The organism is Methylobacterium sp. Ger2507 (genome assembly GCF_055231875.1).
In genome coordinates this window covers 909,289-920,918 of record NZ_JBUYVC010000001.1, presented here as the reverse complement: position 1 = coordinate 920,918, position 11,630 = coordinate 909,289, and the positions used below count along the sequence as shown (strand labels likewise).

At 70.7% G+C, this 11,630-nt stretch carries 13 protein-coding genes; 7 read left to right on the top strand and 6 right to left on the bottom strand.

All coding sequences use genetic code 11. From position 1 onward, the window contains the following. Positions 1 to 121: 121 nt before the first annotated feature. From ACV7NL_RS04345 to ACV7NL_RS04330, 4 genes are read left to right on the top strand one after another with little or no spacing between them, the layout of a single operon-like run. Positions 122 to 616 (top strand): DUF2948 family protein, encoded by a 495-nt coding sequence (locus ACV7NL_RS04345; protein WP_056485667.1) that lies wholly within the window; start codon positions 122 to 124, stop codon positions 614 to 616. Continuing rightward, complete coding sequence (gene hisD / locus ACV7NL_RS04340; protein ID WP_463355027.1) at positions 616 to 1,911, top strand: histidinol dehydrogenase; 1,296 nt, start codon at positions 616 to 618, stop codon at positions 1,909 to 1,911. The genes ACV7NL_RS04345 and hisD overlap by 1 nt, the downstream gene beginning before the upstream one ends. A 7-nt stretch (positions 1,912 to 1,918) precedes the next feature. Beyond that, positions 1,919 to 2,416, top strand: a complete 498-nt coding sequence (locus ACV7NL_RS04335; protein ID WP_056187612.1) for a UPF0262 family protein — start codon at positions 1,919 to 1,921, stop codon at positions 2,414 to 2,416. A gap of 56 nt (positions 2,417 to 2,472) precedes the next feature. Beyond that, positions 2,473 to 2,934, top strand: coding sequence for an arsenate-mycothiol transferase ArsC (locus ACV7NL_RS04330; protein ID WP_056187609.1), 462 nt, complete (start codon positions 2,473 to 2,475; stop codon positions 2,932 to 2,934). On the opposite strand, the gene ACV7NL_RS04325 is transcribed toward ACV7NL_RS04330, so the two are convergent. Beyond that, on the bottom strand, positions 2,912 to 3,775 hold the full coding sequence (locus ACV7NL_RS04325) for a C40 family peptidase (protein ID WP_463357050.1): 864 nt from the start codon (positions 3,773 to 3,775) through the stop codon (positions 2,912 to 2,914). The two genes, ACV7NL_RS04330 and ACV7NL_RS04325, sit on opposite strands and share 23 nt — an antisense overlap. A gap of 271 nt (positions 3,776 to 4,046) precedes the next feature. Here ACV7NL_RS04325 and ACV7NL_RS04320 point away from each other — a divergent pair, with 271 nt between their 5' ends. Continuing rightward, entirely contained in the window at positions 4,047 to 4,409 is a 363-nt protein-coding gene (locus ACV7NL_RS04320) for a hypothetical protein (RefSeq protein WP_056485661.1), read from the top strand. Between the two features lie 15 nt (positions 4,410 to 4,424). Here ACV7NL_RS04320 and ACV7NL_RS04315 read toward each other — a convergent pair whose 3' ends face one another. The 5 genes from ACV7NL_RS04315 to ACV7NL_RS04295 form a co-directional block, all read right to left on the bottom strand. Further along, positions 4,425 to 5,108: an SDR family oxidoreductase gene (locus ACV7NL_RS04315; protein ID WP_463355026.1), complete on the bottom strand. Its 684-nt coding sequence runs from the start codon at positions 5,106 to 5,108 to the stop codon at positions 4,425 to 4,427. 139 nt (positions 5,109 to 5,247) lie between these two features. Continuing rightward, positions 5,248 to 5,964, bottom strand: a complete 717-nt coding sequence (locus ACV7NL_RS04310; protein ID WP_056187599.1) for an MgtC/SapB family protein — start codon at positions 5,962 to 5,964, stop codon at positions 5,248 to 5,250. Positions 5,965 to 6,022: 58 nt separating this feature from the next. Then, complete coding sequence (locus ACV7NL_RS04305; protein ID WP_056187596.1) at positions 6,023 to 6,724, bottom strand: orotate phosphoribosyltransferase; 702 nt, start codon at positions 6,722 to 6,724, stop codon at positions 6,023 to 6,025. A gap of 165 nt (positions 6,725 to 6,889) precedes the next feature. Beyond that, complete coding sequence (locus ACV7NL_RS04300; protein WP_463355025.1) at positions 6,890 to 8,581, bottom strand: methyl-accepting chemotaxis protein; 1,692 nt, start codon at positions 8,579 to 8,581, stop codon at positions 6,890 to 6,892. A gap of 374 nt (positions 8,582 to 8,955) precedes the next feature. Next, on the bottom strand, positions 8,956 to 9,870 hold the full coding sequence (locus ACV7NL_RS04295) for an alpha/beta fold hydrolase (RefSeq protein ID WP_463355024.1): 915 nt from the start codon (positions 9,868 to 9,870) through the stop codon (positions 8,956 to 8,958). A 142-nt stretch (positions 9,871 to 10,012) separates the two neighbouring features. Here ACV7NL_RS04295 and ACV7NL_RS04290 point away from each other — a divergent pair, with 142 nt between their 5' ends. Continuing rightward, positions 10,013 to 10,273, top strand: a complete 261-nt coding sequence (locus ACV7NL_RS04290; protein ID WP_463355023.1) for a hypothetical protein — start codon at positions 10,013 to 10,015, stop codon at positions 10,271 to 10,273. Between the two features lie 340 nt (positions 10,274 to 10,613). Continuing rightward, positions 10,614 to 11,624 (top strand): AAA family ATPase, encoded by a 1,011-nt coding sequence (locus ACV7NL_RS04285; protein WP_056485642.1) that lies wholly within the window; start codon positions 10,614 to 10,616, stop codon positions 11,622 to 11,624. The last annotated feature ends 6 nt before the right edge of the window (positions 11,625 to 11,630 follow it).

Sequence of the window (11,630 nt, the reverse complement as noted above, 5' to 3'; positions counted from 1 at the left end):
ATGGCAGAGTTCCGAGCCGCCAGTTGCCGTGGGCGGGTCGCCTCGCTACCTACGGCTCCCACACCGCGAGCGGCCGAACCCGCACCGGGCCGGCCCACCGACAGGAGCGCGACACCCGATCATGGAGCTTCTCAGGCTCGCTGCCCTCGACGCCGAAGATCTGGGCGTCATCTCCGCCCACCTGCAGGACGCGATCCTGAAGGGGAGCGACCTCGCCTATCTCAGCGCGCAGCATCGGTTCGTCCTGGTGGCGCGCCGCTTCGACTGGTCGGCGGAGGACGGTGCGCCGCCGCGCCGCCGCCTGACCGGCATCCATTTCGAGCGGGTGCTGAAGGTGCGCACCCGCGGCATCACGCCCGGTGCGGATGCCGAGACGCCCCTCGAACTCCTCGCCATCACCTTCGCGCCGACCGAGGCGCCGTCCGGCATCGCCACCCTGGTCTTCGCCGGCGGCGCGGCAATCCAGCTCGAACTCGAATGCATCGAGGTCCAGTTGAAGGATCTCGGTCCGGTCTGGGAGGTCGAGGGGCGTCCCGACCACGAGGCCGTGGTCGCCGGGCGCGCCGCGATCGCGGGACAGGCTCCAGCGGGACAGGCCCGAGAAGGAAACACCTGATGGTCCGTCTCGATTCCCGCGACGGCGACTTCGCCGCCGCCTTCGCGCGTCTGCTCAGCGTCAAGCGCGAGATCTCGGAGGATGTCGACGAGACCGTGCGCGGCATCATCGCGGGCGTGGTCGCGGGCGGCGACGATGCGCTCGTCGACTACACCCGCCGTTTCGACCGGCTCGGCGAGGACTTCACCGTCGCGTCCCTGCGCGTCACCCCGGCCGAGATCGAGGCCGCCGTCGCGGCCTGCCCGCCCGAGGCCCTGGAGGCCCTGCGCTTCGCCGCCGCCCGGATCGAGGCGTTCCACGCCGCCCAGGTGCCCGCCGACCACAGCGCCACCGACAGCCTGGGGGTCACCGCCGGCTGGCGCTGGACGGCACTGGAATCCGTCGGCCTCTACGTCCCTGGTGGCACCGCGAGCTATCCCTCCTCGGTGCTGATGAACGCGATTCCCGCCCGCGTCGCCGGGGTGCCGCGCGTCGTCATGGTGGTGCCGATGCCGGAGGGCACGATGAACCCGCTGGTGCTCGCCGCCGCGCAGCTCGCCGGCGTCGACGAAGTCTACCGGGTCGGCGGCGCCCAGGCCGTGGCGGCGCTCGCCTACGGCACCGAGACCATCGCCCCCGTGGCCAAGATCGTCGGCCCCGGGAATGCCTGGGTGGCGGCGGCCAAGCGCCGGGTGTTCGGGCAGGTCGGCATCGACATGATCGCCGGTCCCTCCGAGGTGCTGATCCTGGCCGACGCGCACGCCAATCCCGATTGGGTGGCGGCCGATCTCCTGGCCCAGGCCGAGCACGACACCGCGGCCCAATCGATCCTGATCACGGATTCGGAGACGCTCGCCGGCGACGTCGCCGAGGCGGTGGAGCGGGCGCTCGGAACCCTGCCGCGGGCCGACATCGCGCGGGCGAGCTGGCGCGACTACGGCGCGATCGTGGTGGTGCGGGACTTCGACGAGGCGGTGCCGCTGGTCGACCGGCTCGCCCCCGAGCACCTCGAGATCGAGACGCAGGATGCCGAGGGGCTCGCCGCCAAGGTGCGCAACGCGGGCGCGATCTTCCTCGGCTCGCACACCCCGGAGGCCATCGGCGACTATGTCGGCGGTCCCAACCACGTCCTGCCCACCGCCCGCTCGGCGCGGTTCTCCTCCGGGCTCGGCGTGCTCGACTTCATGAAGCGCACCACGATCCTGCGCTGCGACCCGGCGGCCCTCCGGGCGCTGGGGCCTGCGGCCATCGCCCTCGGACGGTCGGAGGGCCTGGAGGGTCACGCCCGCTCGGTGGCGATCCGCCTGAACCTGTGAGGGTGCGATGTCCGGTGCGGCCAAATCCAGCGAGCCCCAATCGCCTCACCGCCTCGCGGTGGTGACCCTCGACGAGGAGTCGATCGGCCGGGGCAACCCGGATCAGGAGCATGAGCGCGCCATCGCGATCTTCGACATCCTGGAGGACAACAGCTTCACGATTCCCGGGCGCGAGGGCCCCTACGCCCTCACTCTCGGCCTGGTGGAGAGCAAGCTCGCCCTCGTCATCAAGCGCGAGGACGGCGAGCCCGTCATGACCCACCTGCTGTCGCTGACCCCGTTCCGCCGGGTGATCCGCGACTACGAGATGATCTGCGAGAGCTATTACAACGCCATCCGCACCGCCTCGCCGACCCAGATCGAGGCGATCGACATGGGCCGGCGCGGCCTGCACAACGAGGCCTCCGACCTGCTGCGCCAGCGCCTGGAGGGCAAGGTCGACCTCGACCACGACACCGCGCGGCGCCTGTTCACCCTGGTCTTCGCCTTGCACTGGAAGTCGTGACCCGCGAGGCCCGAGCGGCGCCCCCTCTCGAAGCGCGAGGCTGAGAAGAAGACCGGATGGCGGACGCGACCGGCCCGAAGAAGACGCGCGTGCAGTCGGCCCTGTTCATGTGCAACTTCAACGCCGTGCGGTCGCTCGCGGCGGAAGCCATCGCACGCCACTACTTCGGCAAGTCGATCTACGTGCAATCGGCCGGCGTCCGCTCGGGCGAGCCCGCCGACCCGTTCATGGTGGCGGCGCTGGACGAGATCGGCATTGATGCCGCGCGCCACAAGCCGCGCACCCTGGCCCAGCTCGAGGAATGGGAGGGCCTGAACTTCGACCTCATCATCACCCTGGCGCCCGAAGCCCACCACGCCGCCCTGGAACTGACCCGTACCAACGCGGTCGAGGTCGAGTACTGGCCGACCCCCGACCCGACCCACATCCAGGACGGCACCCGCGAGCAGCGCCTGGACGCCTACCGCGACGTCCGCGACGGCCTGGTCTACCGGATCAAGATGCGGCTGAAGGGGTGAGCCGCCGGATCGACGTCACCGGCCCGAAACTCTTCTCCCGGATGCGGGCGACGGCCTCGGCGAGGGGCTCCACCGCCACCGCCATGTGGTGGCCGTTGGCGTGGATGAGGCGGGTGACGTCGAGCATCAGCCCCACATGGCCGCGCCAGAACACGACGTCGCCGCGCCGGAGCCCGTCGACGTCCGGGGCGAGCGGCTCGCCGAGCCCGCGCTCCTGCTGGTCGGCGTCCCGCGGCGCCGCGATCCCCGCCAGCGCCAGGCAGAGCTGGACGAGGCCCGAGCAGTCGAGTCCGAGGCTGGTGCGTCCGCCCCAGAGATAGGGCGTTCCGACGAGGCGCTCGGCGGTGCCGGCGTAGTCGGGCTCCAGGACATCGGCTGCCGTGCAATGTCCGGCGAACACGAAGCCCCCGGTCGCGAGGCGATGGTAGTCGCCGACCGAGTCCTGGACCTGGACGCGGGCGCCGAGCGTCAGGTAGCCGGTGGCGGGCAGCTTCAGGTCGGGTCCGGGGTACAGGAAGCTGCGCAGGGCGGTGACGCGGTGGGTCGGCCCCCCGACGGGTCCGAGGGCCGCCTCCGGCAGGTAGCCGACATAGCCGTCATGGTCGAGCTGGACGAAGGCGAAGCCCTCGTCGGCCCCGTAGAAGGTGACCGCGTCGCCCATCACGGCCTCGGTCTCGAGACCGGCATCGAAGCGCGGCGCCCGCGTCAGCGGCGCGGCCGGCACGACGACGCTGCGCGCTTCGCCGACCACGTAGCGGGCGGCGTCGACGCGGCCCCGCAGGCGGATATCGGCGATCTCGGGCCGGGCCGGGACGAGGCGCGGGTCGGACAGGTCAAGCAGGGCGGTCGGCATGGGCGCGACTATCTCCTGGGGTTCGACCCGTCGCAACCGCCGACGCAGCGATCACCCCGTCTGCGTCATGGTGACGCTGGAAACTGCCTGTCCGGTCGGCAACCCGCGTCTCGGAAGGCCGCTCCGTCAGCGCCGAACCCGGATCCCTGATCGAAAATCCATCCGGCTGCCGCGCGACGCGTCCCACTGCGGGAAACGCACGGGGCGCCCGCAAATGTGTGCACTGCACAAACCGGCAAATCGGGATTACAGTCGGTGCATGCCCCCAGCGAGTCGCGCCGTGAAGAAGACCTCGAAATCCTTCCAGGATCTGCCGCCGATCCGCGTGCGGCGCGAGCCGCCGACGATTCCCGAGGCGGTCGCCGCCGCGCAGGATCTCGCCGACGACATCGAACAGCAGGTCGAGATCGCCGCCGGCCTGATCGGCCTGCCCCTCGACGCGGTGCGCGAGCACGTGGTCGCCGCAGCCCAGGCCAAGGTGGAACGGATGCCCGAGCGGATGCCGGAGCGCATCTTCACGGCGGCGAGCCCGAACCGGGCCCCCCGCACCGTCATCGTCGAGCGCCGCCGGCCGCCAGTCATCATCGAGCGTCGCGGGCGTCCGCCGATCGGACGCCCCTGATCGCGGCGTGAGAGGCTACCAGTCGAGCGTCTTGCCGGTGTAGTCGAGATAGGCCGTCCCGGTTCGGCCGAGCCGGGCCGCGATCACGTCGGCCATGCCGGTGACGCTGGTGGCGACGTCGATGTCGGCATCGGCTCCGCCCATCTCGGTGCGGACCCAGCCCGGATGCAGCAGCAGCACGCCGAACCCCGTTTCGCGATGGCGGATCTCGAAGCTGCGCGCCAGGGTGTTGAGGGCGGCCTTGCTCGCCCGGTAGGTCTCCCAGCCACCGGAATCGTTGAGGCCGACGCTGCCGAGGATCGAGCTCATGAAGGCGACGAGACCCTTCGGAGCCAGCCGGTCGAGGAAGACTTCGGCGAAGCGCACCGGGCTGATCGCGTTGGTCAGGTAGACCTGGGCGGCCACGTCACGCGGCACGGCATGGGCCGGATCGTGCGCCTGCGTCGCCACGCCCGCCACCACGAAGACCAGGTCGAAGCTCTGGCCGGCGAGGCGGTCATGCAGGACCGCCACGGCGGCATCGTCGTCGATGTCCGCGGTCTCGATCGTCAGAGCGTCGTCGGCCAGCGCCGCGAGGCCCGGGGAAGCGGAGCGCTGAGTCGCGGTCACCCGCCAGCCCCGCTGCAGGAAGGTTTCGACGAGGCCGAGGCCGAGGCCGCGCGAGGCCCCGACGATGAGCGCGTTCTTCTGGGATGCCATGTGATCGTGTCCCTGGTTCGCGGACGGGCGCGCCGCCCTCGGGCCGGGCCGCCCGACCCTCAGCGGAGGAGGTTGGACGGATGAGCGGTTCCGGCAATCCGGGCCGCCCGCGCCGAGGTGTGCCGGCGCACCTGAGCGGTCAATCCGCCGTCTGCACCGACCAGGTGGCGTGCTCGATTCCGGGCATCCGCTCCAGGGCCGCCACCACGGCGTCGAGTTCGGCGGACGTCACCGCCGTCGCCACCAGGGTCGCCACCACCTCGACGGTGTCCTCGCCGCGCTCCACCACCTCGATGCCGCCGACCGGGTACTTTGCCGCCTCCAGGCGCTCGACCAGCAGGTCGCGGGCCGGGCCGGCACCGTCCGCCGCCACGGTCACCTGAACCTCGTAGGTGGCCTCGGTCTGGCTCTCGTCGATGGGCGCGCGATTGATGGCGTTGACGAGGGGCCGCAGCAGGGTGTTGCCGGCGAGCACGGCCGCCGTGACGAAGGCCGCCTCGAGGGGGAAGTCGGCGCCCGCGAAGGCGCCCACGGCCGCCGAGCACCACAGGGTCGCGGCGGTGTTGAGCCCGCGGACGTTCATGCCCTCCTTCATGATCACGCCGGCGCCGAGGAAGCCGACGCCCGAGATCACGTAGGCCACAGTGCGGGTGCCGCCGGCGGCCCCTTCGAGACGCATGCCGAGATCGACGAAGGCCGCCGCCCCCACCGCCACCAGGACGTTGGTGCGCAGGCCCGCCGTGCGCTGGCGATATTGCCGCTCGGCCCCGATCAGGGTGCCGAGCCCGAAGGCCACGATGAGGCTGATCGCCGAATTGACCGCTTCGGGCAGCGGCCCGGACAGGATGGAACTCATCGCGCTGCCCTGACGGTGTCCCGTGACGGCACCATGACAAGGCGATCCGGCCGGCGGATCACGCCTGCGGATAGTCCGAGATGCCCCCATGCGCCGCCGACCACTTGGCCGGCTCGTGCAGGAAGCTCTCGACCTCGGCCAGCACCTTCGGGTCGAAGTGGCCGCTCTCCTTGGCCACCGCCAGCACGTCCCACCAGGTGGTGAGGTAGTGCAGCTGGATGCCGAGATCGGCCATCGCCTGCCGGCTGTTGGGGAAGATGTCGTAGAAGAACATCACGAAGCAGTGGTCGACCTGGGCGCCCGCGTCGCGCAGGGCCTTGCAGAATAGCGCCTTGCTGCGCCCGTCGGTGGCCAGATCCTCCACCAGCAGGGTCCGGGCGCCCTCCACCACCTCGCCCTCGATCTGGGCGTTGCGGCCGAAACCCTTGGCCTTCTTGCGCACGTACTGCATCGGCAGCATCAGCCGGTCGGAGATCCAGGCCGCGAACGGGATGCCGGCGGTCTCGCCGCCGGCCACGTGGGTGATCGACTCGTAGCCGATGTCGCGCACGATGGTGGCGGCGGCGAAATCGTTCAGCGTCGAGCGCAGGCGCGGATACGAGATGATCTTGCGGCAGTCGATGTAGACCGGGCTCGCCCAGCCCGACGTGAAGGTGAAGGGCGTGTCCTGGTAGAAATGCACCGCCTTGATCTCGAGCAGCATCTTGGCCGCCTCGCGGGCGATCACGGCGCGGTCGATCGGCAGGAAGGAGGTCGTCATGCGCGGGTTCGCTCTCGTGCGGGCGGCGGGCGCGGCCCCGTCCCGCCTCCGGGCGGGGCCGCGCATCCGTCTGAAGGATGGGTTCTCCTTCCCGCCAACTGCCAAGGGCGTCAACCCTGGAGATGTACGCCGCCTCCGGAGAGGGGTGACGCCCTGGAGGTGCCGTCAGGCCGCCTTTACGTCGGCCAGGAAGCCGCCGACCTCGCGGGTCAGGCTCTCCGAGTGCCGCGCCAGTTCCTGGGCGGCGCTGAGCACCTGGGAGGCGGCTGCACCGGTCTGGCCGGCCCCGTCGCGCACGCCGGCGATGTTGACGGTCACCTCCTCGGTGCCGCGCGCCGCCTCCTGGACGTTGCGGGTGATCTCCTGGGTCGCGGCCCCCTGCTCCTCCATGGCGGCGGCGATGGAGCCGGCATAGGTCGACATCTCGGCGATGATCCGGCTGATCGTCTCGATGTCGGCCACCGCCTCATGGGTCGCACTGCGGATCTCGGTGATGCGCTCGCCGATCTCCCCCGTGGCCTTGGCGGTCTGGCCGGCCAGTTCCTTCACCTCGGAGGCGACCACCGCGAAGCCGCGCCCGGCCTCGCCGGCCCGCGCCGCCTCGATGGTGGCGTTCAGCGCCAGCAGGTTGGTCTGGGCCGCGATGCTGGAGATCACGTCGACGAAGGCGCCGATCCGCTCCGTGGTGCCGGCCAGCCGCCGCACGGTCGCGTCGGTGCGCTGGGCGTTCTCCACCGCCTGACTGGCAATGCGCGCCGACAGGCTCACCTGCTGCACGATCTCCTGCACCGAGGCCGACATCTCCTCGCTGGCGGCGGCCACGGTCTGGACGTTGGCGGAGGTCTCCTCGGCGGCGCCGGCGACGATCACGGTCTGCTGGTTGGTCTGGCCGGCGACGCTGCTCATGGATTGCGCGGTGGCCTCCATCTCGGTGGCGGCGCCCGCCAGCCCCTGGGTCAGGGTCGAGACGTTGCGCTCGAAGGCCTGGGTGAGCGCGTCGAGGCGCTGGGCCCGGCGCATCTTGGCCTCGTCCTCCGCCGCCTGCGCGGCCGCGAGACGCCGGGCCTCCACGGCATTGTCCTTGAACACCTGGAGCGACCGGGCGAGGAGGCCGACCTCGTCCCGCCGTTCGAGGCCCGCCACCGCCACCGCGAGGTCTCCGGCCGCCAGGCGTTCCATCGCCGCCGTCATGCCGGCGAGCGGGCGGGTGACGCCGTAGAGCGTGATGAGGGCCAGCAGGCCGACCGCGACGCCGAGGCCGATGGTGGCGGTGAGGATGAGGGTGCGGGTGGCGCTCTGCGCCGTCTCGGTCGCGTCCTGCTTGGCGGCATCGAGATCGCGCAGGTTGGAGGCGACGCGCGTCGCCACGCTCTCGGTGAGCTTGATCCGGGCCGGCCGAACCTCCTGCTTCGAGATGCGGGCGGCGGCCTCGTTCTCGTTGCGGAGCCCCAGGGTGACCGAGCGCTCGGCGGCGGTGAAGAAGCTCTGGAGGTCGGCTCGAACTCCCGTGAGGATGGTCCGGCGCTCCGGCGTATCGGCCAGGGCGATCAGGCGCTCGAGGGTCTCGGAAGCGGTTTTCTGGTTCGCCTGATAGTGGTCGAACTCCGTCTTCATCAGGGTCTCGTCGGTCTCGATGATGGCGTTCTTCTCCGCAATCACCGCTTCGTCGATGGCCAGGGCCAGTTTCTGGGCCAGGAAGAGCCGCGTGGCGCGCACCTCGATGATCTGCGTGGTGTTCTGGTCCAACGTCGCCAGGCTGGAGCGCGCCAGGGCCACCAGGCCCACCGCCACCAGGATGAGGACCAAGCTGGGAATGGCGAGCTTTGCCATCAGCTTGAGATCGTTGAACGCGCGCATCGCAACCCCCGTGGATGACGCCGTCGCGGGACCATGATCGGCCTCTCGGTGACGCGGCGCTCCTCTCACGGTTCTGTGATAATTCGCTGAAACAAGCGTTAACGAAACCGAAATTCGATGCATTTGATGAATCTTATGCGTCCGCTTGGTTGTACCTCCGAAGCATTCAGACCTTGCTCAATCACGCAGCGTGATTTTTCCGGTTCCTTATCCTGCCATGTTGCCGAGGGTTTCCGTTCATCTCGCGCCGGGTCGAGGACCGAACATTTGGGGATGAGGTTCGAGCTATTGTGACGACTTTGAATCGTCGATCTCGTTCCGACGGACACCTGATCGGCCGGCACTTGGTCGCCGGACATCGCGCCCGTGCGCCCTCAGTCCAGGAAGGTCTGGAGGGCGGCCAGGGTCGCGGCGGGGTTCTCCTCGGCCAGGAAGTGGCCGGAGGCGATCTCGGTCGCGACGGCCTTCGGCGCGAAGGTCCGCTGCCAGGCGGCGAGCGGCGTCTCGGTGCTGCGATCGAGATAGCCGTCGCCGGTGAGGATCAGAGTCGGGCAGGCCAGAGCCCGTCCGGCCGCGAGATCGGCGAGGTCGGCCTCGCGGTCACGGGTGGCTCCCGCCCGGTAATCCTCGCAGAAGGCGTGGATGCGCTCGGGCACGCCCCAGGCCTGCCGGTAGAGGTGCAGGGCGGCGGGCGCGAAGGCCCGCAGGGATGTGTCCCCGCTCCAATCCCGCAGGAGCCCCTCGAAATAGGCGTCCGGATCCCGGCCGATGGCCTGCTCGGGGCCCGGTGCCGGCTCGGCCAGAAAGTGCCAGTGCGAGGATGTACGCGGCGAGGGTTTCGGGGGGTCGGCCTCGATCCGCTCCCACTGGACCAGGGTCGGCAGGATGTCGAGGAGCGCCAACCGGGCGATCCGGCCGGGTTCGTCGAGGGCGAGACGGTAGCCGATGCGGGCGCCCCGGTCGTGCCCCACGAGGGCGAAGTGGACGTGGCCGAGGGCTTCCATCACGGCCACCATTTCGGCCCCGAGGGTGCGCTTGGCGTAGGCCTCGTGGCGCGGATCGCCCTCGGGCGCGCTAGACCAGCCGTAGCCCTTGAGGTCGAGGCAGACGACGCGGCGGCGCTCGGCGAGCGCCGGGGCGATCCGATGCCAGCAGGCGTGGCTCTGCGGAAAGCCGTGGAGCAGCAGCACCGGCGGCGCCTCCTCCGGCCCGCCGACGCGTGCGAAGAAGCGTCCGGCCGGGATGTCGATCCAACGGGACGCGAAGGTGGGGAACAGATCCGTGGTCACGGGAGGCGCCTCCGGCAGGGGCCGGGGGAACGCGCGCCCCGAGCCAACGGTTCGCAGTCACGGCCGGTGACGATTCTGTTAGAAGCAGGCGGTTCTCCGGTTCCATCCACCGCTTCACTGCTGACCAACAGGATTTTCGCCGATGCCGACCTATTCGCTGCCGACCTGTCTGACTCCGTTCGTTCTGGCCGCCGGCCTCGCGCTTGCCAGCTTCGTCCCCGCCCAGGCTGCGGGTTGCTGCGGCGGCGGCGCCGGCATGATGTGCGGCAAGAGCAACAAGATGGATCTGCGCGCGGGTGGCATGAAACCGTCCCGGGCCAAGAAGGCCGCCTGCTGCTGCGAAGGCATGGCCGGGCACGGCATGGCCCCCCACGGCATGGCCCCGATGTCGAAGAAGCTCTGATCCAGCCTGGACGAGCGAATCCCGCGGGCAAGGCTGGGCAAGCAAGTCCGGGCAGGCGAGGCTCCGGACCGGATCGTGCCCGAAACGGGGCGTTCGACCGGACAACCCCGGAGCAAGCCTGCAGCCTCGGGCAAGCCTGCGGCCTCGTGGAGGTCGGCGCGGGATTGACGCCCGCCCCGCGCAGCGGGCACACCCGAAGACTGCGGATCGCTCAAGAATTCGCATCCAAAAAAGCCACCGAGGAGACGCGCATGGATCGGCCCACCGTTCCTGCCCCCCAGACGATCCGGGCGATTCGTCCGATCGACGCGAGCCTGCTCGCACCAGCGGCGTTGTCCGCATGAGCGGCGCGATCCTCGCCGAGCGTCCGGCGTCCGGCGCTCCGCCCGTGGATGCCGCCCTGCGCGGGCGCATCCTCGCCCTGCGCGACGGCCTGCTGCACGGGCTCATCGGCGCCGACGCGATGGTGGAGCGCCTGCTGATCGGCCTCCTCACCGGCGGTCATCTCCTCATCGAGGGCGCCCCCGGCCTTGCCAAGACCCGCGCGGTCAAACGCCTGTCGGACGGGCTCGACGGCAGCTTCGCCCGCATTCAGTGCACTCCCGACCTGATGCCGGCCGATCTCACCGGCACCACGGTTTGGCGCCAGGATGCCGGCGATTTCGAATTCCTGCCCGGCCCCCTGTTCCACTCTCTCGTCCTCGTCGACGAGGTGAACCGCGCGCCCCCGAAGGTGCAATCGGCCCTGCTCGAGGCGATGGCGGAGGGGCAGATCACGGTCTCGGGCCACACCCACGCCCTGCCCGACCCGTTCATGGTGGTGGCGACCCAGAACCCGATCGAGCACGCGGGCACCTTTCCCCTGCCCGAGGCGCAGCTCGACCGCTTCCTCCTCCACGTCCTGGTGGAGATGCCGGACGAGGCCGCCGAGCGCCGCATCCTCGATCTCGTCGAGGGCGAATTGAACCACCACGCCGAAGCCATGCCGGTGCGGCTCTCGGTGGCGGAGATCCGGGCTGCCCGCGAGGCTGCCCTCAACGTCTACGTCTCCCCGGCGCTCAAGGACTACCTCGTGCGCCTGGTCGCCGGCACCCGCACCGATGCGGCGGCCCCGGACCTGCGCGCCGCCATCGAGCATCCGGCCTCGCCGCGCGGCACGCTGGCGCTGATGCTCGCCGGCAAGGCGCGGGCCTATCTGCGCGGCCGCGACCACGTCATCCCGGAGGATGTGGCGGATCTGGCCGCCGACGCGCTGGCGCACCGCATCGGCCTGACCTGGCGCGCCGCGGCCGAGGGCCAGACGGCGCGGGGCATCATCCGCGGCCTCGTCCAGCGGGTGCGGGCGCTCTGAGCGCGA